23 protein-coding genes, 1 tRNA gene and 1 pseudogene are annotated in these 25353 nt (G+C 70.4%); 19 read left to right on the plus strand and 6 right to left on the minus strand.

The genetic code is table 11. The features are described 5' to 3' along the window. Positions 1-25 precede the first annotated feature (25 nt). Together grpE and dnaK are read right to left on the minus strand one after the other, a co-directional pair. Complete coding sequence (grpE, locus tag BR98_RS23485; protein ID WP_035847340.1) at positions 26-631, minus strand: nucleotide exchange factor GrpE; 606 nt, start codon at positions 629-631, stop codon at positions 26-28. Next, positions 628-2478 (minus strand): molecular chaperone DnaK, encoded by a 1851-nt coding sequence (gene dnaK, locus BR98_RS23490; protein WP_035847345.1) that lies wholly within the window; start codon positions 2476-2478, stop codon positions 628-630. Before dnaK ends, grpE begins: the two co-directional genes overlap by 4 nt. 303 nt (positions 2479-2781) lie before the next feature. On the opposite strand from dnaK, the gene BR98_RS23495 reads away from it, so the two are divergent. From BR98_RS23495 to BR98_RS23510, 4 genes and pseudogenes are all read left to right on the plus strand, one after another. After that, entirely contained in the window at positions 2782-4998 is a 2217-nt protein-coding gene (locus BR98_RS23495; protein WP_035847349.1) for a (Fe-S)-binding protein, read from the plus strand. 204 nt (positions 4999-5202) lie between these two features. Continuing rightward, positions 5203-6267, plus strand: a pseudogene (gene manB, locus BR98_RS23500) (mannose-1-phosphate guanylyltransferase); the annotation flags it as partial. Positions 6268-6453: 186 nt separating this feature from the next. Further along, positions 6454-7230, plus strand: coding sequence for a Yip1 family protein (locus tag BR98_RS23505; protein ID WP_051970114.1), 777 nt, complete (start codon positions 6454-6456; stop codon positions 7228-7230). A 42-nt stretch (positions 7231-7272) separates the two neighbouring features. Continuing rightward, positions 7273-8178: an alanyl-tRNA editing protein gene (locus tag BR98_RS23510; RefSeq protein ID WP_035847352.1), complete on the plus strand. Its 906-nt coding sequence runs from the start codon at positions 7273-7275 to the stop codon at positions 8176-8178. 12 nt (positions 8179-8190) lie between these two features. On the opposite strand, the gene dcd is transcribed toward BR98_RS23510, so the two are convergent. Both dcd and BR98_RS41525 read right to left on the minus strand, forming a co-directional pair. Next, a complete protein-coding gene (dcd, locus tag BR98_RS23515) occupies positions 8191-8766 on the minus strand; it encodes a dCTP deaminase (RefSeq protein WP_035847353.1) in 576 nt (191 codons plus the stop codon). 112 nt (positions 8767-8878) lie between these two features. After that, positions 8879-9082: a hypothetical protein gene (locus BR98_RS41525; protein ID WP_035847355.1), complete on the minus strand. Its 204-nt coding sequence runs from the start codon at positions 9080-9082 to the stop codon at positions 8879-8881. A 210-nt stretch (positions 9083-9292) separates the two neighbouring features. Here BR98_RS41525 and BR98_RS23525 point away from each other — a divergent pair. Continuing rightward, a tRNA-Gly gene (locus tag BR98_RS23525) sits at positions 9293-9363 on the plus strand. A gap of 411 nt (positions 9364-9774) precedes the next feature. Further along, the gene (locus BR98_RS23530) at positions 9775-10593 is read left to right on the plus strand and encodes an AfsR/SARP family transcriptional regulator (protein WP_063774937.1); all 819 of its coding nucleotides are present in this window, start codon (positions 9775-9777) and stop codon (positions 10591-10593) included. A 37-nt stretch (positions 10594-10630) separates the two neighbouring features. On the opposite strand, the gene BR98_RS23535 is transcribed toward BR98_RS23530, so the two are convergent. After that, complete coding sequence (locus BR98_RS23535; protein WP_157537905.1) at positions 10631-11899, minus strand: MFS transporter; 1269 nt, start codon at positions 11897-11899, stop codon at positions 10631-10633. Further along, positions 11896-12615 (minus strand): SDR family oxidoreductase, encoded by a 720-nt coding sequence (locus tag BR98_RS23540; protein ID WP_035847358.1) that lies wholly within the window; start codon positions 12613-12615, stop codon positions 11896-11898. The genes BR98_RS23535 and BR98_RS23540 overlap by 4 nt, the downstream gene beginning before the upstream one ends. 175 nt (positions 12616-12790) lie before the next feature. Between BR98_RS23540 and BR98_RS23545 the strand changes: the two genes are divergently transcribed. The 13 genes from BR98_RS23545 (at position 12791) to BR98_RS23605 (ending at position 25329) form a co-directional block, all read left to right on the plus strand. Then, positions 12791-13660 carry a helix-turn-helix transcriptional regulator gene (locus BR98_RS23545; RefSeq protein WP_083976889.1) on the plus strand — a complete coding sequence of 290 codons (870 nt, stop codon included), beginning with the start codon at positions 12791-12793 and terminating at the stop codon, positions 13658-13660. Positions 13661-13742: 82 nt separating this feature from the next. Next, the gene (locus BR98_RS23550) at positions 13743-14783 is read left to right on the plus strand and encodes a phosphotriesterase family protein (RefSeq protein ID WP_051970117.1); all 1041 of its coding nucleotides are present in this window, start codon (positions 13743-13745) and stop codon (positions 14781-14783) included. Further along, the gene (locus BR98_RS23555) at positions 14770-15147 is read left to right on the plus strand and encodes a cupin domain-containing protein (protein ID WP_035847359.1); all 378 of its coding nucleotides are present in this window, start codon (positions 14770-14772) and stop codon (positions 15145-15147) included. The genes BR98_RS23550 and BR98_RS23555 overlap by 14 nt, the downstream gene beginning before the upstream one ends. Beyond that, complete coding sequence (locus BR98_RS23560) at positions 15144-15977, plus strand: SDR family NAD(P)-dependent oxidoreductase (protein WP_035847361.1); 834 nt, start codon at positions 15144-15146, stop codon at positions 15975-15977. The genes BR98_RS23555 and BR98_RS23560 overlap by 4 nt, the downstream gene beginning before the upstream one ends. 265 nt (positions 15978-16242) lie before the next feature. Further along, a complete protein-coding gene (locus BR98_RS23565) occupies positions 16243-17592 on the plus strand; it encodes a dihydrolipoamide acetyltransferase family protein (protein WP_035847363.1) in 1350 nt (449 codons plus the stop codon). 196 nt (positions 17593-17788) lie between these two features. Continuing rightward, on the plus strand, positions 17789-18736 hold the full coding sequence (locus BR98_RS23570) for an AfsA-related hotdog domain-containing protein (RefSeq protein WP_198042272.1): 948 nt from the start codon (positions 17789-17791) through the stop codon (positions 18734-18736). After that, on the plus strand, positions 18729-19400 hold the full coding sequence (locus BR98_RS23575; protein ID WP_035847367.1) for an HAD-IA family hydrolase: 672 nt from the start codon (positions 18729-18731) through the stop codon (positions 19398-19400). The genes BR98_RS23570 and BR98_RS23575 overlap by 8 nt, the downstream gene beginning before the upstream one ends. Next, entirely contained in the window at positions 19397-20398 is a 1002-nt protein-coding gene (locus BR98_RS23580) for a beta-ketoacyl-ACP synthase III (protein ID WP_035847368.1), read from the plus strand. Before BR98_RS23575 ends, BR98_RS23580 begins: the two co-directional genes overlap by 4 nt. 66 nt (positions 20399-20464) lie before the next feature. Continuing rightward, complete coding sequence (locus tag BR98_RS23585) at positions 20465-20716, plus strand: acyl carrier protein (protein WP_035847370.1); 252 nt, start codon at positions 20465-20467, stop codon at positions 20714-20716. Then, positions 20716-21954 carry a beta-ketoacyl-[acyl-carrier-protein] synthase family protein gene (locus BR98_RS23590; protein WP_035847371.1) on the plus strand — a complete coding sequence of 413 codons (1239 nt, stop codon included), beginning with the start codon at positions 20716-20718 and terminating at the stop codon, positions 21952-21954. The genes BR98_RS23585 and BR98_RS23590 overlap by 1 nt, the downstream gene beginning before the upstream one ends. Positions 21955-22008: 54 nt before the next feature. After that, entirely contained in the window at positions 22009-22713 is a 705-nt protein-coding gene (fabG, locus tag BR98_RS23595) for a 3-oxoacyl-ACP reductase FabG (RefSeq protein ID WP_035847372.1), read from the plus strand. A gap of 45 nt (positions 22714-22758) precedes the next feature. Then, entirely contained in the window at positions 22759-24300 is a 1542-nt protein-coding gene (locus BR98_RS23600) for an FAD-dependent monooxygenase (protein WP_051970119.1), read from the plus strand. Positions 24301-24333: 33 nt separating this feature from the next. Next, positions 24334-25329, plus strand: a complete 996-nt coding sequence (locus BR98_RS23605) for an aldo/keto reductase (RefSeq protein WP_063774832.1) — start codon at positions 24334-24336, stop codon at positions 25327-25329. Positions 25330-25353 lie beyond the last annotated feature (24 nt).

The following is a 25353-nucleotide window of genomic DNA, read 5'->3' on the forward strand; positions in this document are numbered from 1 at the left end:
GCGCGACCCCGCAGCGCACAGCGTGTCAGTTCTCGGACGCACCGTCAGCCTCGGGGGCCTCCGAATCCGGGCCGCCGGTGGACTGGGTGCCCGGCTGAGGTTCCGCGACCGCCACCATCGCCGGGCGGATGATCCGCTCGCCGATCCGGTAACCGGGCTGCAGCACCTGCACACAGGTGTCCTCGGTGACCTCCGAGGAGTAGCTGTGCATCAGTGCCTCGTGCAGGTTCGGGTCGAAGGGCTCGCCCTCCTTGCCGAACTGCTGCAGGCCCAGCTTGGCGACCACCGTCTCCAGGTTGTCGGAGACGGACTTGAACCCGCCGGTCACCTCGCCGTGCTCACGGGCCCGGCCGATGTCGTCCAGCACCGGGATCAGGGACTCCAGGATGTTGGAGACCGCGATCTCGCGGACCGTCAGCCGGTCGCGCTCGACCCGCTTGCGGTAGTTCTGGTACTCGGCCTGCAGGCGCTGCAGGTCGGCGGTGCGCTCGGCCAGCTCGCGCTTGGCGGCGGCCAGGTCGTCGGTCCCCTCCGCCGAGGCGCCCTTGAGGGCTTCCTCGGCGGCCTTCAGGACCGCCTCGTCGGCGTTGGAGTCGTCGCTGGGCTCCACGCCCTGCGGCTTCTCCGTCATGCGGCACCACCCTTGGGCTTCTCGTCGTCGATGATCTCGGCGTCGACGACGTCCTCGTCAGCGGCCCCCTTGCCGTCCTGGGCACCGGCGGCACCGGCGGCGGCACCCGAGGCCTGGGCGTCGGCGTAGAGCGCCTGACCCAGCTTCTGGGCGGTGGTGGAGACCTTCTCCGAGGCCTCGCGGATGGCCGCGATGTCCTCGCCCTTCAGGGCCTCCTTGAGCTCGCCGATCGAGGCCTCGACCTCGGTCTTGACGTCGGCCGGGAGCTTGTCGGTGTTGTCCGCGATGAACTTCTCGGTCGAGTAGACGAGCTGCTCGGCCTGGTTGCGGGTCTCCACGGCCTCGCGGCGCTTGTGGTCCTCCTCCGCGTACTGCTCGGCCTCGCGGGTCATCCGCTCGATGTCGTCCTTCGGCAGCGAGGAGCCGCCGGTGACGGTCATCCGCTGCTCCTTGCCGGTGCCGAGGTCCTTGGCGCCGACGTGCATGATGCCGTTGGCGTCGATGTCGAAGGTGACCTCGATCTGCGGCAGGCCGCGCGGGGCCGGCGGCAGGCCGGTCAGCTCGAACATGCCGAGCTTCTTGTTGTACGCCGCGATCTCGCGCTCGCCCTGGTAGACCTGGATCTGCACGGAGGGCTGGTTGTCCTCGGCGGTGGTGAAGATCTCCGAACGCTTGGTCGGGATCGTGGTGTTGCGCTCGATCAGCTTGGTCATGATGCCGCCCTTGGTCTCGATGCCCAGGGACAGCGGGGTGACGTCGAGCAGCAGGACGTCCTTGACCTCGCCCTTCAGCACACCGGCCTGCAGCGCGGCGCCGATCGCGACGACCTCGTCCGGGTTGACGCCCTTGTTGGCGTCCTTGCCGCCGGTCAGCTCCTTGACGAGCTCGGCGACGGCCGGCATGCGGGTCGAGCCACCGACCAGGACGACGTGGTCGATCTCGGAGAGCGAGATGCCGGCGTCCTTGATCACGTTGTGGAACGGGTGCTTGCAGCGGTCCAGCAGGTCCGCGGTCAGCTGCTGGAACTGGGCCCGGGTGAGCTTCTCGTCCAGGTGCAGCGGGCCCTCGGCGGAGGCCGTGATGTAGGGCAGGTTGATCGAGGTCTCGGAGGAGGAGGAGAGCTCGATCTTGGCCTTCTCGGCCGCCTCGCGCAGACGCTGCAGCGCCATCTTGTCCTTGGACAGGTCGACCCCGTGGCCGGCCTGGAAGACCTTCACCAGGTGGTCGACGACCCGCTGGTCCCAGTCGTCACCACCGAGGTGGTTGTCACCGTTGGTGGCCTTGACCTCGACCACGCCGTCGCCGATCTCGAGCAGCGAGACGTCGAAGGTGCCGCCACCGAGGTCGAAGACCAGGATGGTCTGGTCGTCCTTGTCCAGGCCGTAGGCCAGGGCTGCGGCGGTCGGCTCGTTGACGATGCGCAGGACGTTCAGGCCCGCGATCTCGCCGGCCTCCTTGGTGGCCTGGCGCTCGGAGTCGTTGAAGTACGCCGGGACGGTGATCACCGCGTCGGTGACCGTCTCGCCCAGGTAGGCCTCGGCGTCGCGCTTCAGCTTCTGCAGGATGAAGGCGCTGATCTGCTGGGGGTTGAAGTCCTTGCCGTCCAGGTTGATCTTCCACCCGGTGCCCATGTGGCGCTTGACCGAGCGGATGGTGCGGTCGACGTTGGTCACCGCCTGGCGCTTGGCGACCTCGCCGACCAGCACCTCGCCGTTCTTGGCGAAGGCGACGACGGACGGCGTGGTCCGGGCGCCCTCGGCGTTGGTGATGACGGTGGGCTCACCGCCTTCGAGAACACTGACCACCGAGTTGGTCGTGCCGAGGTCGATACCGACCGCGCGTGCCATCGTGGATACCTCCATGGAGAAGTTGAGCTTTACGCGCTCAAGCATGCCTGAGCGACGGAGGGTCGTCAACAGGGCTGAGTGGATGTCGCTCAACTTTATTGCGCGCTTATCTGCAAGGGTTCCGGTGCGCCTTCCGGGTGAGGGATCCTGGAGTGACTGCCGCCATAGCCTGCGCATCTTCTGAGTGGACGTTAACGCGCGGTAATGTCCGCCCCGATCCCTGGATTAAGTTACCGGTGAGTACACTGCCGGGAGGGGCCCCTCCAACTGCAGGGGTCGGCACGCACAGGAGACGGAGAGCCGATGCAGCTAGCAGCGATCGTCATCTCGCTGATCATTACCGTGATCGGCATCGCGCTCGCCACTCGCGCGGGCATGTACATCTACAAGGTCGTCACGACCGGGCAGCCGGACGCCACCCGGACCGGCCGGCCGGTCCAGCGCGCCAAGACGGTGGGCGTCGAGTTCCTCGGCCACACCCGGATGAACCGCTGGGGGATCGTCGGCGTCGCGCACTGGTTCGTCGCGGTCGGCTTCTTCAGCCTCTTCCTCACCATCGTCAACGCCTTCGGCCAGCTCTTCGACGTCAACTTCGTGCTGCCGGTGCTCGGCGACTGGCTGCCGTACGAGCTGTTCGTCGAGTTCGTCGGCACCTTCACCGTCCTCGGCATCGCGACCCTGATGGTGATCCGGCTGCTCAGCCTGCCCTCCCGGGCCGGCCGCAAGTCCCGGTTCGCCGGCTCGATCGCCTGGCAGGCCTTCTACGTCGAGTACACGATCCTCGGCATCGGCATCTGCATCATGCTGCTGCGCGGCCTGGAGGGGGCGCTGACCGGCGTCACCTCCTACGAGGCGAAGTACCTGGTCTCGTACCCGCTGGTGGCCGCCTTCGGCAGCCTCTCGCACGCCACCGTGGTCAACCTGATCTACATCGTCGCGATGGTGAAGATCAGCGTCTCCTTCGCCTGGGCGACCACCATCGGCCTCAACCCCTCGATGGGTGTGGCCTGGCACCGCTTCCTGGCGTTCTTCAACATCTTCTTCAAGCGCGAGGAGGACGGCGGCGTCGCCCTCGGCGCGCTGCGCCCGATGACCAGTGGCGGCGCCCCGATCGACTTCGAGGACCCGGCCGACGACGCCGTCTTCGGCGTCTCCCAGGTCGAGCACTTCGCCTGGAAGGGCATTCTCGACTTCTCCACCTGCACCGAGTGCGGCCGTTGCCAGTCGCAGTGCCCCGCCTGGAACACCGGCAAGCCGCTCTCGCCGAAGCTGCTGATCATGGGCCTGCGCGAGCACGCCTTCGCCAAGGCGCCGTACCTGCTGGCCGGTGGCGGCAAGGACATGGAGGGCAACGAGAAGGCGACCGCCGAGCAGCTCGCGGGTGTGCCGGCTTCGGCCCTGGCCGAGGCCGAGCGTCCGCTGATCGGCACCGCCGAGGAGAACGGCGTCATCGACCCCGACGTGCTGTGGTCCTGCACCACCTGCGGTGCCTGCGTCGAGCAGTGCCCCGTCGACATCGAGCACATCGACCACATCGTCGACATGCGCCGCTACCAGGTGATGATCGAGAGCTCCTTCCCGACCGAGGCCGGGACGATGCTCAAGAACCTGGAGAACAAGGGCAACCCGTGGGGCATGGCCACCAAGGCCCGCCTGGACTGGGTGAAGGAGCTGAAGAAGGAGACCGGCATCGAGGTGCCGGTGATCGGCGAGGACATCGACCCCGCCGAGGTCGAGTACCTCTACTGGGTCGGTTGCGCCGGTGCGCTCGAGGACCGCGCGAAGAAGACCACCAAGGCCTTCGCGGAGCTGCTGCACACCGCCGGCGTCCAGTTCGCCATCCTCGGCAAGGAGGAGTCCTGCACCGGTGACTCCGCCCGCCGCCTGGGCAACGAGTTCCTCTTCCAGATGCTCGGCGCGCAGAACGTCGAGACGCTGAACGCGGCGCTGGAGGACGCTCCGAAGAAGCGGATCGTCGCCACCTGCCCGCACTGCTTCAACACCATCGCCAACGAGTACCCGCAGCTCGGCGGGCACTTCGAGGTCATCCACCACACCCAGCTGCTGCAGCACCTGATCGACGAGGGCAAGTTGGTCCCGGTCAACCCGGTCGAGGGTCTGATCACCTATCACGACCCGTGCTACCTGGGCCGCCACAACAAGGTCTACAGCCCGCCGCGCGAGATCATGGACAAGGTCCCGGGCCTGCGCCAGCAGGAGATGCACCGTCACAAGGAGCGCGGTTTCTGCTGCGGCGCCGGTGGCGCGCGGATGTGGATGGAGGAGCGGATCGGCAAGCGGATCAACACCGAGCGGGTGGACGAGGCGCTGTCGCTCAACCCCGACATCGTCTCCACCGCCTGCCCGTTCTGCCTGGTGATGCTCTCCGACTCGGTGAACGGAAAGAAGAACGAGGGTGTCGCCAAGGAACACCTCAAGGTGGTCGACGTGGCGCAGCTGCTGCTCGACTCGGTGAAGGCCACGCCGGCCGCTCCGATTGCCGAGGCTGCCGAGGTTTAGAGCGGGAGTTCGAGGCGAGCGCGAATGTGCTTGCGGCTCGAAGCCTCACATATGATGCCTGCCCCGGGTGGTATCCGCCCGGGGCAGGTTGCTGCGCTGTACTACAAGCACCTCTGTACGACAAGCACCAAGCACCCAAGCGACGGTCCTGGCAACACTCCACAGGCCAGGTCGCTGACCGGAACCAAGGGGAGAAACCCACAGATGACCCAGGCGATCATGCTGGTCGGCGGTCAGGGCACTCGGCTGCGCCCGCTCACCACGCACACCCCGAAGCCCATGCTCCCGGTCGCCGGTGTGCCGTTCATCGCGCACCAGCTGGCCCGGGCAGCGGCGGCGGGCGTGACCCGCGTGGTGCTGGCCACCTCCTACCTGGCCGAGGTCTTCGAGGAGCACTTCGCCGACGGGTCGCCGTACGGGCTCGAGCTGGTCTACCTCACCGAGGTCGAGCCGCTCGGCACCGGTGGCGCGATCCGCAACGCCGCCGAGGGCCTGACCTGCGGCCCGGACGAGCCGGTGCTCATCTTCAACGGCGACATCCTCTCCGGCCTGGACATCGCGGCGCTGCGGGACGGCCACGTGGCCGCCGGCGCCGACGTCACCCTGCACCTGACCCGGGTCGAGGACCCGCGCGCCTTCGGCCTGGTCCCGACCGACGAGGCCGGCCGGGTGCTGGAGTTCCTGGAGAAGCCGGAGACCCCCGAGCAGATCGTCACCGACCAGATCAACGCCGGGTGCTACGTGTTCACCCGATCGGTGATCGACCGGATCCCGGCCGGCCGGGTGGTCTCGGTCGAGCGCGAGACCTTCCCGGAGCTGCTGGAGACCGGCGCCCTGGTCCGCGGCGTGGTCGACACCTCGTACTGGCTGGACCTCGGCACCCCCGCCGCCTTCGTGCGCGGCTCGGCCGACCTGGTGCTCGGCCGGGTCGACTCGCCCGCCGTCCCCGGCCCGACCGGTGAGGCCCTGCTGCTGCCCGGCGCCACCGTCGACCCCGCCGCCGTGCTCAGCTCCGGCACCGTGATCGCCGACGGCGCCTCGGTCGCGGCCGGTGCGATCGTCGAGGGCAGCGTCGTGCTGCCCGGCGCGGTGATCAGCGCGGACGCCGTGGTGAAGGACTCGATCGTGGGCGCCTTCGCGGTGATCGGGGACCGTACCGTGCTGGACGGCGCGGTGATCGGCGACGGCGCCGTGGTCGAGTCCGACAACGAGCTGCCGAACGGCATCCGGATCGCCTGCGGCACCCGCCTGCCGGTGGGCGCGGTGCGCACCACCGCGGGCCCCGGCGGCTGCCCCGCCGGCGAGTCCTCGGCGGCGACCGTGCACGGCTCGGTGCTGCAGAAGTAGTACCGACCGGCTCCTGCGGCGGGGCTGCGGCGCCGGTGTGCGTCACAGCCCTGCTGCAACCCGCCGGGTGTCCGGGCCGCCGTTCGGCTTTCCGGGTACCTTCGGAGGGTGGCTGGCAACGGGTATCAGAGCGGGTGGGGCGGGGCGCCGTCCGGGGGCGAACAGTACGGCGGTGACCAGTACGGCGGTCCGTACCAGGGGGACCAGCCGGGGTTCACCCGGGAGTTCCCGGCAGGCGGGGCGGACGGGTATCCGGAACCCGCTCACGACCTCGGGTACGAGCAGGCGGAGAGCGTCGCCACCTACCGGGCCGGCGCCCGCACCGCGCCGCGGGCCAGCGGTCCGCGACCGCGCTGGCGGGAGCTGCTGACCGGCCTCTACCGGTCGCCGAACCGCACCTTCGACCTGACCCGCGACCACCAGCTCTGGCTGCCCGCCGTCACCGTCTCACTGCTCTACGGCGTGCTCGCGGTGCTCGGCTTCGGCGACACCCACAACGAGGTGGTCAGCTCCACCTTCACGGTCGCCGCCTGGTCGCTGGCCGGGGCGGCCATCGGCTTCACGCTGGCCGGCCTGATGCTCGGCTCGGTGACCTACGCGCTGGCCCGCCAGCTCGGCGGCGACGGCCCGTTGGCGTCCACCGTGGGCCTGGCGGTGCTGATCGGCTGGACCACGGACGTGCCACGGCTGCTGCTCGCGCTCTTCCTGCCGTCCGGCAACCCGGTGGTGCAGGCGCTCGGCTGGGCGAGCTGGCTGCTCTGCGCCGGCCTGCTGACCGCCATGGTCCGCCGGGTGCACGACCTACCCTGGGGCAAGGCCGCCGGTGCGGCATCCCTGCAGCTGCTCGCCCTGCTGGTGCTGATCAAGCTGCCGACACTCGGCTGATCTTCCCCACCCTGTCTGCGTGTTCACCTACGGAGTTCCTGAATGACCCTCCCCACCACCCGAGTCAGCTTCCCCGGCGGGGCGGTGACCGGCGAGTCCACCGTGCTCGCCGTCCACCCGCTCGGCGACGGCCGGTTCGGCCTCGTCACCGCCGAGACCCCGTTCCACCCGCTCGACCACACCTGGCCCGACCAGCCCGCCGACACCGGCACGCTGACCGTGGCGGGCACCGAGCTGGCTGTGGTGGACTGCCTGACCGGCGCGGTGGGCCCCGACAGCGACGAGCTGCTGGTCGGCGCGGACATTCCGGTGCGGCGCGGTGACGAGGCCTGGTCCTGGCTGGTGCTGCACGTGCTCGCGGGCGACCCCGCCGCGGCGGTCGGCGGCGAACTGCTCGGCGCCGAGGTCGCCCTGGCGGTGGACGCCGAACGCCGGCTCGCCGTCTCCGCCGCGCACACCGGCTGCCACCTGCTCGCGCTCGCCCTCAACGAGGCGCTGGCTCCGCGCTGGCGCAAGGACCCGGGCCGCGCGGACGCCTTCGGCAACCCCGACTTCGACAGCCTCGCGATGGCCTCCTCGGTGATGGACACCGAGGCCAGCACCGACGTCTACCGGCTGGGCAAGTCGCTGCGCAAGAAGGGCTTCACGGTCGACGCGGTCGAGGAGCTGCCGGCTCTGGCCGAGGCGCTCCCGGCGATCACCGCCGCCGTCAACGAGCGGCTGGCCGGCTGGGTCGCCGCCGACGCCCCGGTGCGGATCGAGGTCCCCGGCCCCGAACTGACCGCCCGCCGCCGCTGGCTGTGCGAGCTGCCGGCCGGCTCGGCGGCCATCGCCTGCGGTGGCAGCCACCTCCACCGTCTGGGTCAACTCTCCTCGCTGGAGACCGAGTTGACCCTCTCTGACGACGGATCAGAGCTCACCGCGGTGACCCGCCCGAAGCGGATCTGATCCGACTGCGCCCTACACCTTGGTCTGGTGGAAGTTGAGGTAGGACCGCGAGGGCGTCGGCCCGCGCTGCCCCTGGTAGCGCGAGCCGTACCGCTCCGAGCCGTACGGGTGCTCGGAGGGCGAGGAGAGCCGGAACAGGCAGAGCTGCCCGATCTTCATCCCCGGGTACAGCTTGATCGGCAGCGTCGCGACGTTCGACAGCTCCAGCGTCACGTGCCCGCTGAACCCCGGGTCGATGAAGCCGGCCGTCGAGTGCGTCAGCAGCCCCAGCCGTCCCAGGCTCGACTTGCCCTCCAGCCGGGAGGCGACGTCGTCCGGCAGCGAGATCACCTCGTAGGTGGACGCGAGCACGAACTCGCCCGGGTGCAGGATGAACGGCTCCTCGCCCTCCGGCTCCACCAGCCTGGTGAGGTCCGGCTGCTCCTGCGAGGGATCGATGTGCGGGTACCGGTGGTTCTCGAACACCCGGAAGAAGCGGTCCAGCCGCACGTCGATGCTGGAGGGCTGGATCATGGCAGGGTCGAACGGGTCGAGCACGACCCGGCCCTTGTCGATCTCATTGCGGATGTCTTTGTCGGAGAGCAGCACGCCACGAGAGTACGTGCTCGCAGGCCGACACCCAATTCTCGTCGGCCGCAACGGCGCCTCGGGCCCCTCCCGGCCATCCGCCCGGAAGGGGCCCCGCCCGTCTCCCGCGCCGCTACGCGAGCCGCAGCGCCCGGGCCAACTGGCCCTCCGACAGCGCGCTCACATCCGCCGGCACCGCACTGCGCAACCGCCCGCACTGCGGACACCGGATCAACCGCCCCGGCCCGAGCCGTCCGGCCCCGAGATTCTGCATCGGGAACGTGCTGGTACTGAACAGGTGCCCCTCAGCACAACGAACAACGGTCCGCCGCTCCATTGATCCCCTTCCCACACTGCTTCCCACACACTGCACTGCTCTGCATTGCACTGCACTGCACTTGCCCCAACCGCGGCCCGCACCGCACCGCGCCAGCGTCACATTAGGGGATCTTCCGGACATCCCTCACCAGGGCTCGCCGGTGTGCAGCACGGCGGATGGGATGGGGTAGCATGGTGCATGATCGAGCCGTTCCTGACGGATCGTCACGCGGGCGTAGTTTAATGGTAGAACATGAGCTTCCCAAGCTTATAGCGCGAGTTCGATTCTCGTCGCCCGCTCAGAAGGAAAGCCCCAGGTCAACGGCCTGGGGCTTTCTTGCTGTCCGGACCAGTCCGAGCAGGTCGTCGGCCGGCGGCTCGCTCGTTGCCCGGAGTTCGGCTGGGAGTAAAAGTCGTATGCGTGATCGATTTCAGGCGGCCGGCGGATTCGGCCAAGATGTTGAAAACTTTAGCAAAGTCACTTGACTTAATTTTTTCGTTAATCTCAGCGGTATGTCGGAGCCGGTATCTAAAATCGCTCATACGGTACCAATCGGGGCATCTCGATATTTGAGATGATCGTGGGCGTACTCTCCAAAGTCGTGTTAGTGTCTAAAGTGTTCTGAACTGATCAAAGTTAAGATCGGTGCGAGCGGCACGCTTCTGTTAACGGCATGGAAACGATTCTGGCTGCTTGAATGGGGGATGTGTATGGTCGAGATATCAGCGCGAGTTCTCGGCGAGCTTTCGGTGCGAGCCGGCGGGCGGGATGCCGCGCCGAGTGCACCAAAGCCGCGGCAGGTCCTGGCGCTCCTGGCGATCAACGCGAACCGGCTGATCCATACCTCTGACTTCTACCGCGAGCTGTGGGGCGACCGCCCGCCCAGAACTGCCGCGGCGACGCTGCAGACCTATGTCGGGCAGCTGCGGCGGTCCCTCTCGGAGGCGCTGGGCGTGACCCCGCAGGCGGCCTCGGAGACCATGCTGATCACCCAGCCCGGCGGATACGTCCTGCGGGTGGCCGCGGAGCACCTCGACCTCGAGCAATACCGCCAGGTCCTGGCGCGGGCGGAGGAATCCAGGCGTTCCCAGAAAATGGAGGAGGCGGTCTTCTGCTATCGGTCGGCTATTGATCTCTGGCGTGGTCCGGCGCTGGCCGACATCAACTGCGGGCCAATTCTGCGGGCCTGGGCCGATCGTTTCAACGAAGGTCGCCTGAATGCCACGGAGCAGCTGATCGCACTGGAGCTGCAGCTGGGGCGCCCGCTGAATGTGCTGAGTGATCTGCGGGAGCTGACCGCGCACCATCCGTTCCACGAGAACGTACACGGGCAACTCATGATCGCACTGTTCCAGGCGGGCCGCCGGAGCGAGGCGCTGGAGATCTACCGCACGTTACGCCAACGTATCGTCGACGAGCTGGGAATGGAGCCCTCCGCTTATCTGACGCTGCTGCAGCAGGAGATCATTCGGTCCGGGCCGCAGCGGCGCGGGCCCATCGCCTACCGCGACATGAAGTTCTCCGCCTGACAGGTTCTTCGCCTGACCCGTTCTCCACCTGATGGAGTCACCGCCGGCGACGGATCAGCTCCCCGGCGAGCAGCACCAGCAGAGCCGCGGCAGCCATCGCGATCCCGACCACGCAGACGCTGGGCCACCCCCCATGCGTCCAGGCGAATCCCGCCGCGGTCGATCCTGCGGCGCCGCCCAGGAAGTAGCTCGTCATGTAGATCGTGGTGACCCGGCTTCGCGAGTCGGCGGCGCCCGCGAACACCACGGTCTGGTTGGTGATGTGGGCCCCCTGAGCGGCGAAGTCCAGTACCAGGATGGCCGACACGAGAACCGCGAGCTCCCCCGAGAGCGAGTGCGCCCCGGTGAAGGTGAGCACGATCAGCGCGAAGGCGGCCGCCGTCACGGTCCGACTCAGACCGCGGTCGGCCAGCCGGCCGGCGAACGAGGCACCGATCGCGCCGGCGACGCCGAGCAGCCCCAACAGCCCGATGGCCGGGGCGCCGTAATGGTAGGGCGCCGCGGAGAGCCGTAGCGGCAGCGCGGTCCAGAACACGTTGAAGGTGCCGAAGCCGAGGGCGCCGTAGAGGGAACGCTCGATGATCACCGGCCGGGCCCTGACCAGCGGGCCGAGCGAGGTGAACAGTCGGGCGTACCCGCGCAGCGTCAGACCACTGCCCTGCGCGCCGCTCCCCGCGCCGCGGGTGGGCACCACCCGGCGGACGGCGACCGTCATGCCGATGGTGAGGACGGCGGCCACCCAGTAGACCGACCGCCAGCCGGCCAGGCCGGCCAGCGCGCCGGCGAAGGTGCGGCAGAGCAGCGCGCCGAGGATGAGTCCGGTCATCACCGTCCCCACCACGCGCCCGCGTTGCCGCTGCGGCGCCAGTTCGGCGGCCTGCGGGACGATCACCATGGCGGACACGCTGACCAGGCCCAACAGCCCGTAGAACAACGGCAGCAGGGCGCTCGAGGCGAGTGGCAGCAGCGCCAGTACGACGGCCGCCGCGCTCATCAGGCAGGTCAGCAGCTTCCGGCGGTCCAGTACGTCCCCGAGCGGGACCAGTCCGAACAGGCCTGCGGCGTAACCGATCTGGGTGCTGGACACGGCCGGTGCCAGCGCGGCCGGGGCGATGTGCAGGTCGGCAGCCATCACCGGGACCAGCGGCTGGATGTAGTAGAGGTTGGCGACGCTCAGCCCGCAGCCGGCGGCCAGCACCACAATGGTGGCGCGTCGCAGGCCGCCTGACCGGTTCTCGGTTTTCGCCGGGGGTGGTGCGGCCGAGCCCTGGGCCCCGGCCGCACCACCCCCTACCGCCTGGGTCACAGCAGTGCGCCACCGTCGACGTGTACCAGCGCGCCGCTGACGAAGGTGTTCTCCAGCAGGTGGATCACCGAGGCGGCGACGTCGGCGGGCTGGCCGATCCGGCCCACCGGGGTGGTCTTGGCGGTGTGCTCGAAGAACGCGGCCCGGTCGGACTCCGGGATGAAGTCCCACAGCGGCGTGTCGATCAGGCCGGCCACCACGACATTGACCCGGATCGGCGCCAGCTCCAGGGCCAGCGAGCGCCCCATCGCGCCGATCCCGACGTTGGCCGCCGCGGTGACGCTCAGCTCGGCAAACGGCTTGTACCCGCCGGCGCCTGCCAGCAGCACGATCGAGCCCTCCGGCGTGAGCTTCTTGCCCGCGTGCCGCACGGACAGCAGCTGACCGACCAGCTTGGTGTCGAGGCAGGCCCGGATGGACTCCGCGCTGACCTCGTAGACCGAGCCGTTGGCCATGTCGCCGGGGCACACCACGAGGTGGTCCAGGGACTCGATCGGGGCGAACAGGGCCCGCACGCTCTCCTCGTCGGTCACGTCGACGACCGCCGTGGCCACGTCGCCGAGCTCGCCGGCCGCCGCCGCGAGCTTCTCCGCCGACCGGGAAGCGATCGTGACACGCGCACCGGCAGCGAGCGCCTGCGCCGCGACCGCCTTGCCGATGCCTGAGCTACCGCCGACAACGACAACGTGCTGGCCGGCCAGGTTCTTCGTGGACATCTGTTCTCTCCAGGAGGTACGGAGTACACGGGCGTGGCGGGGTTGCGCCGGACGCCGCGCTGACGCACAACTGCGCCTGCGACCTACCCTGCTCGCCCTTCACCGGACTGAAAAGATGGGCACTTATCCTGGGTTTTTGACCACCAGGCGCCGATCCGGCGGCAAGGGGAATGCCATGAGTGAGTCACTGCAGCGCCGCCGTGAGCTGGCGGCCTTCCTGCGCAGCAGGCGAGAGCGACGCACTCCGCAGTCAGCGGGGCTGGAGAGCGGCGGACGGCGGCGCACGCCGGGTCTGCGGCGCGAGGAGCTGGCCGCGCTGGCCGGGGTCAGCGCCTCCTGGTACACGTGGCTGGAGCAGGGACGCCAGATCCGGGTCTCCCGGCAGGTGCTGTCCGGACTGGCCGGCGCGCTCGGCCTGGACCAGGTGGAGACGGCGCACCTCTTCCAGCTGGCCGACGAGGTGCCACCAGGGGTGGGGAACCCGGTGCCGGGCCCGGTGCCGGAGGGATACCGGCTGCTGCTCGAGCAGTTGGAGCCGAACCCCGCCTTCATGACGAACCGTCGGTTCGACATCCTGGCCTGGAACCGTGGCCAGACCGCCCTGTTGGGGGACTTCGGCCTGGTACCGCCGGCCGACCGCAACATCCTCTGGCTGATGTTCATGTCGCCCGAACTGCGCGAGATGCACGTGGACTGGGAGCACGAGGCCGCCCACACGGTCGCGTTGTTCCGTTCCCAGGCGGGCGAGCAGCTGCTGTTACCGCACTTCTCCTCACTGGTCCGTCGCCTCGAGCAGGCCAGCCCCGAGTTCCGGGTGATGTGGGAGCGGATGGACCTGGTCGCCTACACCCCGGGCACGCGCACCTTCAACCACCAGAGGTTCGGCAAGATCGCACTCGAGTACGTCAAGATGCACGCCGCAGACGGGGTGCACACGCTGGTCGCGCACCTGGCTCCGGCCGGCTCCGAACTCGCCGCTGAGCTGCCGAAACTCATCGAGGCGCAGCAGCTCGCCGACGGTCGGGCCGACCAGACTGGTGGTTGAGCCACCATCCAGGCCGCTGGACCTCGAGCCGCGCTCCACCGGAGGATGACCGGGACGTACGACGGCCCAAGGGAGTTCGACCATGAGCACCAGCCCCGGCACATCGGCACCGGCGACCGTCCAGACCGTGCGCGGTCCAATCGGCGTGGACGAGCTCGGCGTTACCCTCTCGCACGAGCACCTGTTCGTCCTGAGCAGCGAGTTCCAGCACAACTACCCGAGCCTGTGGGACCGCGAGAGCGGCGCCCGGACGGCCGCCGAGCAGCTGGAGCTCGCTTACGAGCTGGGTGTTCGGACCGTGGTCGACATGACGGTCATCGGGCAGGGCCGGGACATCGGTCTGGTCCAGCAGGTTGCCGCCCGGACCCGGGTGAACCTGCTGGTCGCGACCGGCATCTACGCAGCCGGCGGACTGCCGCCGTTTCTGCGCTTCCGCGGACCCGGCTGCGCGATCGAGGTGCCGGATCCACTGGTGGACCTGCTGGAGCAGGACATCACCGAGGGCATCGGCGGGACCGGGATCCGGGCGGCACTGCTGAAGTTCGCCGTCGAGGACGGAGTTCCGGACCGGGACGCGACCCGCACGGCCGCCGCCGTGGCCGAGGTCCACTCCCGCACCGGGGTCCCGATCGTGGTGCACTCCAATCCCTTCGAGGGCAACGGACTCGCTCTGGTCGAGCTGCTCACCGGGCTGGGCGTGGCGGCGGAGCGGGTGGTGGTGGCGCACGCGGGTGACTCCGCGGACGCGAGCTACCTGCACCGCCTGGCCGAGACCGGGTGCTTCATCGGCTTCGACCGGTTCGGGATGGAGGACCTGGCGCCCGATCCGCAGCGGGTGCGGATGATCGCCGACCTGGTGGCGCGTGGCCATGCGGGGCAGCTGCTGCTCTCCCAGGACTGCGCCTCGCACATCGACTACGTGACCGTCGAGCAGCGCCACGCGCTCTACCCGCGGTGGAGCTACACCGAGTTGCACACCCGGGTGTTCGACGATCTGGCGGCGGCCGGCGTCGCGCCCGAGATCGTCACCTCGCTCATGGTGGACAACCCCCGGCGGATGCTGACCCCGGGCCTGGCGGCCGGCGCGGCGAGCCCCCGCGAGGTGGCCGGTGTCGGACGCTGACGAGTCGGCAGCACTGCCGCCCTGGGTCGAGCTGGGCACCGAACTCCTGGTGGACCAGCCGGGATTGAAGTGCTGGATGGAGACGGTACGCCCGGGCGAGACGCGGCCGGCGCACACCCACCGGCATCCCTGGGTCACGGTGGTCCTCTCCGGCGCGGCCGGGAACTCGCTCGGGCCGGACGGCGAAGTCCTCTCCAAGGGCGAGCTGACAACGGGTCAGGTCGTGTTCAACAGCGGCGAGGGACTGCCGATCCGGCACGCCGTGCACAACACCTCCGACCGGACCCTCGTCACCGTCGCCATCGAGATCGCCGGGCCGTGGGCCGTGGCAGAAGCAAGTACAGAAGGGTTGAACGGCAGATGAGCAGTGCCGACCAGACCGTCCTCCTCACCGGGGCCACCTCAGGACTGGGGGAGTGGACCGCGCGTCAACTGGCGGGCAAGGGTGTCACCGTGCTGCTGCACGGCCGGAACGAGCAACGCTGCCGGCAGCTGGCGGCGGAGCTGACCTCGGCCGGTGGCCGGGTGCATCCGGTGGTCGCCGACCTGTCCTCGCTCGCGGCCACCGCCGACCTGGGTCGGCGGATCGCCGCGGAGTTCGGCGCCCTGACCGTGCTGGTCAACAACGCCGGCGTCGGCGGTGGTCGCCCCGACAGTGGGCGCGAGCTCAGCCAGGACGGCTACGAACTGCGGTACGCCGTCAACTACCTGGCCCCGGTGGTGCTCAGCCGCGCGCTGGTCCCCACACTGCGCGCGAACCGGCCGGCCCGCATCGTCAACGTCGGATCGGTCGGTCAGTCCGAGCCGGATCTGAGCGATCTGCGGATGGACCGCGGCTACGACCGGGTGGCCGCGTACACCCGCAGCAAGTTCGCGCTCGCCGCGTTCACCTTCGACCTGGCCGAGGAGTTGCAGGGCACCGGTGTCACGGTCAACTGCCTGCACCCTGCCAACTTCATGGACACCCCGCAGGTTCGGGAGGCCGGGATCCAGCCGTGGAGCACGGTGGAGTCGGGGGGCGAGCCGTTGCTCGCACTGATCCTCGGTCCGGCCGGTGCGGAGGTGACCGGTGGCTACTTCGACGGCAAGCGGAAGAGCCGGGCGCACACCGCCGCCTACGATCCCGCCGTTCGCGGTCGGCTACGGGAGACGACCGACGCCCTGATCCGCAAGTCCGTGCCACACCTCGGCTGACCGGGGATTCCCTCGGAGCTGAGACCTTCCCACAAGCCCGGCCGGAGCCGCTGACCACGCGCGGACTCCGGCCGCGGGAACGGGCCGGCCGTCGGAGTCCGGCGGTATCCCGCCGCTGACGCGCGGCCGTCATCACGGCCTGCGCACCCGGCCCATCGCGCCGGGGGACCTCGTGACGTACCGCGGGGGACCCCTGCCTGCCCAGCGAGGCTCCCCCGGCGCCGTCCGAACACACCCACGATCGAGACGACGGAGCGATCCCCCGGTGACAGTTCATCATTTCCTCCTGCCCGACGTAGGAGAGGGTTTGACCGAGGCCGAGATCATCAGGTGGCAGGTTTCGCCTGGTGACTCGGTGCGGATCGACGATCCGATCGTCGAGATCGAGACCAGCAAGTCCCTGGTCGAGTTGCCGAGCCCCTACCAGGGGACGGTGGTCGAACTGCTCGCGCTCCCCGGGACCCTGGTGCCGGTGGGCAGCCCGATCATCGCGATCGCGTCCGAGCTGGGGGCCGAGGCGATGTCCGAGGCGATGTCCGAGGCGATGCCCGAGGCGATGCCCGAGGTGATGTCCGAGGTGATGTCCGAGCGCACGGGCGGGACCGGCGGCGAGTTGCCGGAGCGCGAGAGCCTGCTGGTCGGGCACGGTCCCTGGCAGGCCGGCCCGACCCGCCGGCGCCGTGGTCGGCCGAGCGCTCCTGCCGTGCCGGTGCGGGCCGCCCGCGCGGCCGGTGTGGCCACCGCGGCCAAGCCGCCAGTGCGCAAACTGGCCAAGGAGCTGGGGATCGACCTGGCCACGCTGCTCGGCACCGGCCCGGACGGGACCGTCACCCGGGCCGACGTCCTGTCGGCGGCCTCGCCCGCTACCGCGCCCGCCACCTCGCCCGCTGCCCCGCCTGCCCCTGCCGAGGCGCCCGCCGGCCCGGTCACCCGGGTGCCGATCACCGGCGTCCGGCGCGCCACCGCCGCCGCCATGGTTCGCAGCGCCTTCACCGCCCCACAGGCCAACGTGCACACCTCGGTGGACGTCACCGACGCGATGGCGCTGCTCCACTCGCTGCGGGAGCGCAGCCCGGAGAGCGACCTGCGAGCAACCCCGCTGCTGCTGGCCGCGAAGGCGCTGATCGCCGCCGTCGAGCGGCATCCGTGGATCAACGCCTCCTGGGACGAGGCGGGTGACGCGGTCCTGGTGGCCGAGACGGTCAATCTGGGCATCGCGGCGGCCACCCCACGAGGGCTCCTGGTCCCCAACATCAAGGGCGCCGAGCAGCTCTCGCTGAGCCGGCTGAGCGCCGCGATCGGTCGGCTGGTCGCCGACGCGCGGGCGGGCCGCACCACCCCGGCCGAGCTGCGCGGCGGCACCGTGACCCTGACCAACATCGGCGTCTTCGGTGTCGAGGGCGGCATCCCGATCCTCAATCCCGGCGAGTCCGCGATTCTGGCCGTCGGAGCGGTGCTGCCGCGTCCCTGGGTGCATGAGGGCGAGGTCAGGGCCAGGTCCGTGGTCGAGTTGTCGCTCTCCTTCGACCACCGGGTGGTCGACGGCGACACCGCCGCCCGCGCCCTCGCGGACACCGCCGCCTTCATGGCCGACCCGTTGGCCGCCCTTCTTTAGCCGCACTCTCTTCTGGTGCTTCTCTTGCCGGTTTACGGTCGGCTCCCAGAGATGATTCAGAGCCCTGTGCGATGCTTGTTCAAGAAAGCCGCTCGGACTGCTGATTGGATATTCCGAAATGGCGACAGAAGTGGCTGTAGAAGGCCCTCTGGAATTACTTTCAAGGCTTCGCTTCGACCGCACGGTGGACCGTTCCATGGTGCATCGCCGGTCAGTTGCCGAGGTATTTCTCACGGACTTTCAGGACGTCGACGAACGCCGGTATGTCGTAGCCGCCGAGCTGCCGAGGTCCCATCCGTATTTCGTGGAGTCCGGCGCGGACCAGGCCGGCTACGACCTGCCGCTGCTGCTGGAGTGCTGCCGGCAGGCGGCGACCTTCGGGGCGCACACCAAGTTCGACGTGCCGATGGACTCGGTGTTCCTGGTCAACGACTGGACGCTCGACCTCGATCCGGGCGCGGACCGACCGCTGGTCGGCGAGCAGCCGGGCCGGCTCACCGTCCTGGTGACCATGGTGGACCCGGTGGTCCGGGCCGACCGGCTCCGGTCGCTCGGCTTCGAGATGGCGCTGCGACTCGACGGGCGGCTGCTGGCCACCCTGCGCGCGCACGGCACCTACGCGGCCGCCGAGGAGTACGCGGCGCTGCGGCTGATCGGCCGCGAGGAGCCCCCGCCGACCTCCGACTCGCTGGCCGATCCACCCTTGGGCGCCCGACTGGCCGCCGCCGCCGTCGGCCGCGCCGACCAGCGCAACGTGCTACTGGCGGACCTCGAACGTGGTGACGGCGCGTTGCTCACCCGGCTCTCGGTACCGGGGCGCAACCCGACGCTCTTCGACCACCCGCTGGACCATTTCACGGCGATGATCCTCAGCGACGCGGCCGTCCAGGCGGCCGTGCTGCACGGCACGGACGCGCGGTCCACCGGCCAGGGCGAGGTTCGGGCCGTCGGCCTGGAGTTGGCGTTCAGCAGGTTCGCCGAACTCGACTCCGAGGTGGTGGTCCGCACCGCACTGACCGTCGACCCGGGCGGGGCCGAGCGGGTCGCGGCCGGCCTCGTGCAGGTCAGCTTCGTCCAGTCCGGCCAGGAGTGCGCGGCCGGGACGGTACGACTCGCGCCGGCCGCGGGGGCCTGCCGTGGCTGAGCCCGGCGTGCGCTTCCTGTGGACGGATTTCGGTGGCGTGCTGACCCCGCCCTCGGCCGAGAGCAATCGGGCGTTCTGCGCAGCTCAGGGAATTCCCGAGGACGCCTTCATGGCTGCGGTGCGAAAAGTCGCGCAGCCGTTCGGCGGCGACCTGATGGTGGCTCTCGACACGCCCCTCATCACGCAGGACGAATGGTCCCGGAGAGTGGCCCGGGCGCTCGCCGAGGATGCCGGGATCGAAACCGATCTCTCGGATTTCCCGGCCACCTTCTTCGCCGACCGCAGGGTGAACCAGGAATGGCTCGACTTCCTGCACTCGGTCCGGGCCCGCGGGATATTCGTCGGCCTGCTCTCCAACATGGTTCCGGCCTGGGATCCCTACTGGCGGCAGATGGTTCCCCCCGCGGACGTCTTCGACGACGTCGTGCTGTCCTTCGAGGTCGGGGCCAGAAAGCCGACGGCCGCGATCTTCGAGCTCGCCGCCGCCCGGGCGGGTGCCGCGCCGTCCGCCTGCGTGCTGGTGGACGACCTCGCGGCCAACTGCGAGGGCGCTCGGGCGGCCGGCTGGAACTCGGTCCGGTTCAGCGACACGACTGCGGCCGTCGCCCAGGTCGAAGCGCTGCTCAGCGTCCCTGTCCCGCTCTCCCCAGGAGGCCAACGATGACCCGTGCAGCAGTACTGGAGAGCCTCGGCGGCTTCCTGCCGGCCAAGGTGGTACCGAACAGCGAGCTGGTCCAGCGGATGGACACCACCGACGAGTGGATCCGGACCCGGACCGGAATCCGCCAGCGGCACGTCGTCAGCCCCGGGCAGGCCACCTCGGACCTCGCGGTCGAGGCCGGCCGGAGCGCCCTGGACTCGGCCCTCGGCAGCGGCGTCGACCTCGTGCTGCTCGCCACCACCACGCCCGACCGCCCGGTACCCGCGACGGCCCCCGAGGTGGCGACCCGGCTCGGCCTGCGGGACGTGCCCGCGTTCGACATCGGGGCCGGTTGCAGCGGCTTCCTCTACGGGCTGGCGACTGCCCGCGCCTACCTGGTGTCCGGGGCTGCCGACCGGGTCCTGATGATCGGCGCCGACGCCTTCAGCACCTATGTGGATCCGACGGACCGGACCACCGCACCGATCTTCGGCGACGGCGCCGGGGCCGTCGTGCTGCGGGCCGGCACGGCCGACGAACTCGGGGCGCTCGGTCCACTGGAGATCGGCAGCGACGGCGAACTGGCCGAGCTGACCGTGGTGGCGGCGGGCGGCTCGCGCCAGCGCGGCTCGGGCGTGCCACCCGAGCCGGCCGACGGCTCGCTGGTGATGCGCGGCAAGGACCTGTTCATGAACGCCGTGATGCGGATGTCCGACTCCGCGCGCAGCGTGCTGAAGCAGGCCGACTGGGAGCTCGCGGACATCGACTGCTTCATCGGCCACCAGGCCAACCGGCGCATCCTCGACGCGGTCGGCGAGGAGCTGGGGCTGGCCGAGGAGCGGGTCGCCGTCAACATCGACCAGGTCGGCAACACGGTGGCGGCGTCGATCCCGCTGGCCATGGCGGATGCGGTTCGCCAGGGCCGACTGAGCGCGGGCGACCGCGTGTTGCTCGCGGCCTTCGGCGCGGGCGCGACCTGGGGGGCCGCCACGCTGCGCTGGCCCGCGACCATCACAGCCTGACAGTCCGTCAGGCGAGTACCCGTCCAGTTGGGCACACAACCTCTCGATCAGAATCAGGAGCCGGTCATGGCAGAACAGCTCGCTTCGGTGGAAGAGCGTCTGGTGGAGATCATCTGCAAGCGCTTCGCGGTACCCGCGGACGAGGTCGCGCTCGACACCCCGCTGCGCGACATGAAGGTGGACTCGCTGGCAACGGTGGAGCTGAGCCTGGCGCTGCAGCGCGAGTTCGGCGTGCGGTTCAAGCCCGGCGAGATCAACTCCGGCCACTCGCTGGGCGATCTGACCGCGATGCTGCAGGAGAAGGGCGCCGCGTCCTGATGGCTGCGACAGCCTGGACGGGTCCCGAGGTGGCGGTCACCGGACTCGGCGTCGTGTCCGCCGCCGGCATCGGGGTGGCCACGAGCTGGGAGCGGGTCTGCGCCGGCCTGCCGACGGCGGCCACCGATCCTGAACTGGCGGGCCTGCCAGTGGACTTCTCCTGCCGGATACCGGACTTCGAACCGCAGGACCACCTGGACCCGCGGAGCCTGTGGCGGATGGACCGGACCACTCAACTCGCGCTGGTGGCGGCGAACGAGGCCATCGCGGACGCCGGCCTGGACCCCGCGGTCTGGGACGGCGCGCGGGTCGGCATCGTGCTCGGGACCTCCAACGGCGGTGGCGGCACCCTGGAGCGCGAGCACACCCGGCTGGTGCACGAGGGTCCGGAATGGATCTCGCCGCTGGTCTGGGTGATGGCGCCGGTGAACATGCTGGCGGGCTCGCTGGCGATCGAACTGGGCGCGCACGGACCGAACCTGGTCACCGCGACCGCCTGCGCCTCCGGCCCGACCGCGATCGCCACCGCGGCCCAGTTCCTGCGGGCCGACATGTGCGACGTCGTGATCGCCGGCGGCGCCGAGGCGCCGATCACTCCGATGGCCTTCGCCGGCCTGTACCAGATGGGCGCGCTGTCCCAGCGGACCACTGCCCCCGCCCAGGCCTGCCGGCCGTTCGACAGCGACCGGGACGGCATGGTCGCCGCCGAGGGCGCGGGGATCCTGGTCCTCGAACGGTCGGCGGACGCCCGGGCCCGTGGCGCCCGGATCCGGGCACGGATCGCCGGGTACGGGGCCTCCGCCGACGGCTACCACCTCTCCGCCCCGGATCCCACCGGCACCCACGCGGAGGCGGCCACCAGGATCGCCCTGGCCACCGCGGGCGTCTCGCCCGGCGACGTCGACCACGTCAACGCGCACGGCTCGTCCACCCCGTTGAACGACATCACGGAGGGTCAGATGCTGCGCCGGGTCTACGGCGACCGGCCGGCCGTGACCTCCACCAAGGGCGTCACCGGGCACGCGCTGGGGGCGGCCGGCGCGATGGAGGCGGCCTTCACCGTGCTGAGCCTGGAGAACGGCCTGATTCCCCCCACCGCGAACCTCGAGTGCCAGGACCCGGAGATCGACGTCGACGTGGTGGCCGGCGACGCCCGCAAGGCGCACGTCGATGTGGCCGTCACCAACTCCTTCGGGTTCGGCGGCCAGAACGCCGTCCTGGTGATCAGCGCCGCCTGAGCCCGGTCGGTCCGGAGCAGGCAACCGGAGCAGGCAAGCAGAAGGGAAGAGAACGTGAGTCGTTCGGTCATGGTGACCGGCGGAAACCGTGGCATCGGCCTGGCCGTCGCCCAGGCGATGGCGGTGGCGGGCGACCGGGTGGCGGTCACCAGCCGCAGCGGCCACGCGCCGCAGGGACTCTTCACGGTCGGCTGCGACGTCTCGGACACCGACTCGGTGGAGTCGGCCTTCGACGCGGTGGAGAAGGAGCAGGGTCCGGTGGAGGTGCTGGTCGCCAACGCCGGGATCACCCAGGACATGCTGCTGCTCCAGATGGCGGACGAGGACTTCACCGATGTCCTGGACACCAACCTCACCGGGGCGTTCCGGGTGGCCCGCCGCGCCGCCGCCGGGATGCTGGCGGCCCGCTGGGGGCGGCTGGTCTTCATCTCCTCGGCCGTCGGGCTGATGGGCGCCCCGGGCCAGGCGAACTACGCGGCCTCGAAGGCCGGTCTGGTCGGGCTGGCCCGATCGCTCTCCTGGGAGCTGGCCCCGCGCGGCATCACGGCGAACGTGGTGGCGCCCGGGCTGATCGAGACGGGGATGACGGCCGAGCTGACGCCCGAGCGCCGCGAGGCGGTGCTCGGCATGATCCCCAGCCGACGGTCCGGCGCGCCGGCCGAGGTGGCGCACGCTGTCCGCTTCCTGGCGGACGACGCCGCCGGCTACATCACCGGCGCTGTCCTGCCGGTCGCAGGCGGCTTCGGTATGGGTCACTGACCAGCCGCCCCACTGCCACCCCAACACTGAGTCGGAGCGACGTCCATGACATCCGAGCACACCAAGAGCGGTCACCAGCCCCGCGGTTCGGCCGACGGCACCGAGGTGCTGGTGGTGGGCGCAGGCCCCACCGGGCTGACGCTGGCCGCCGAGCTGTTGAAGTCGGGCACCGAAGTCCGGGTGGTCGACCGGGCCGAGCGGTCCAATCCGCACTCCAAGGCGATCACCCTGTGGCCGCGAGCCCTGGAGGCGTTCGCCGCGGTGGGCGCCGGCGACGCCATCTACGAGCGCGGCCTCAAGCTCCGCGCGGCCAACTACTACGCGGGCACCAAGCTGCTCAACCGGCTCGTCTTCCGCCCGATGCCCGGGACCCGCTACCCGTACCCGCTCTCGCTCGCGCAGAGCGAGACCGAGGAGTTCCTCCGAGTGGCGCTGGCCGAGCTGGGCGGGAAGGTCGAGTACGGCCGGCGCGTGCGATCGGTCCAGGCCGGGCCAGATCAGGTCAACGCGGTCTTCGAGGACGGCAGTTCGGTGCTGGCCGACTGGCTGGTCGGCTGCGACGGTGCGCACAGCACGGTCCGCGCCGAAGCCGGCATCGCCTTCGAGGGGGCGACGTACCCGCAGACCTTCGTGCTGGCGGACGGCGTGTACGACACGCCGCTGGCGCACGACGAGTCGTACTACTTCATGGGCCCCAAGGGCGTCATCGTCGTGGTCGGCCTCCCCGACGGGCTGCTGCGCGTCTTCGGCGCGGTGGCCCCCGACGTGCCGGTGACCGATGCGCTGGCGACCGTGCAGCAGATCGTGGCCGAGCGCAGCCCGTTCCCGCTGCGGCTGGTCGAGGCCCGGGGCAGCGGTGTCTTCCAGGTGCACCGGCGGATCGCCGACCGGATGCGGCAGGGCCGGATCCTGCTCGCCGGCGATGCCGCGCACATCCACAGCCCGGCCGGGGGCCAGGGCCTGAACACCAGCGTGCAGGACTCGCACGGCGCGGCCTGGCGGCTGGCGGCGATCCAGCGCGGGACGCTGCCGGCCAGTGCCCTGGACAGCTGGGAGGCCGAGCGCCTGCACGTGGCCCGGCATGTCGTCGCGGACGCCGACCGGCAGACCAGGATGTGGTCCGTGACCGGTTGGCGGCGTCGGCGCCGCGACCTCTCGCTGGCCGTCACCTCCCGGGTGCCCGCGCTGGCCCAGCGGGTTCCGATCGGCATCTCGCAGCTGCGCCTGGCCTACCCGAACGGCGAGCCGGGCCACCCGGTGCTGCGCCCGGGGAGCCGGCTGCCCGACGTCGCGCTGAACGGCGGCCGGTGGCTGCACGACCACCTGCACTCCGGCCGGCACCTGCTGCTGGTGTCCGCGACCGACGCCGAGCCGGCCCGGGAGCTGCTGGCCCGCGCCGCCGAGGCTCCGGTGGAGGTCGTCCAGGTGGACGACCGCATCCTGCGGGCCCTCGGAGTACGGACCACACTGGCCTGCCTGGTCCGCCCGGACGGCGTGATCGCGGCCTCCGGCACGCTCGTCGACCCGGCGGCCGCCGAGCGCCTGCTGGCCCGCCTTCCGGCCGGCCGACCGACCCTCAACGTCTGAACCACCGTCAAATCTCTGGGAAAGGACAGCACCATGGCAACCGGCATCCAGTCGATCCGGCGCACCATCCTGGGCGGCGTACTCGACGTCCCGGTGATGGGTCTGGGCTGCATGGGCATGGCCGAGTTCTACGGCGCCGCCGACGAGACCGAATCGATCCTGACGATCCGTCAGGCCATCGACTCCGGCCTGAACCTCGTCGACACGGCGGACATGTACGGAGCCGGCCTGAGCGAGCAGATCGTCGGCAGGGCGCTGCGGGACGGCTACCGGGACCGGGCGGTCCTGACCACCAAGTGCGGGCTGGTCCGCACGGCCGACGGGGTCCGGGTGGACGCCAGTCCCGAGCACATCCGGGCGGCCTGCGACGCGAGCCTGAGCCGGCTGGGCACGGACCGGATCGACCTCTACTACCTGCACCGGGTCGACAAGAACGTGCCGATCGAGGAGTCGGTGGGCGCCATGGCGGAGCTGGTGGCGGCCGGCAAGGTCCGCCACCTCGGCCTGTCCGAGGCCGGCTCCGCCAGCATCCGGCGGGCCAGTGCCGTCCACCCGATCGCGGCCCTGCAGACCGAGTACTCGCTGTGCAGCCGCAACCCGGAGAAGGACATCCTGGCCACCTGCCGCGAGCTGGGCATCAGCTTCGTCGCCTATAGCCCGCTCAGCCGGGGACTGCTGTCCGGTGAGATCGTCCGCCCCGAGGACCTGGCCGCCGATGACATGCGCCGCCACCTGCCCCGGTTCAACGAGGCCAACCTCGCCCACAACCTGGATCTGGTCGCCCGGCTCGGTGAGCTGGCCGAGCAGCTGGGAATCAGCCGGGCCCAGTTCGCGCTCGCCTGGCTGCTGGCCCAGGACGTGATCCCGATCCCCGGCTCCAACAACCGCATCCACCTGGGCCAGAACTCCGCCGCGGCTGAGGTCGCGCTCAGTGACGAGGTGCTGAAGGCCGTGGACGAGATCGCCCCGCGCGGCGCCTTCGCGGGCGAGCGCTTCCCGGAGCCGATGATCTCGATCGTCGAGGAGTGAACGACCCTGAGTGGGCTGCCGGCC

The organism is Kitasatospora azatica KCTC 9699 (genome assembly GCF_000744785.1).
GTDB lineage: Bacteria > Actinomycetota > Actinomycetes > Streptomycetales > Streptomycetaceae > Kitasatospora > Kitasatospora azatica.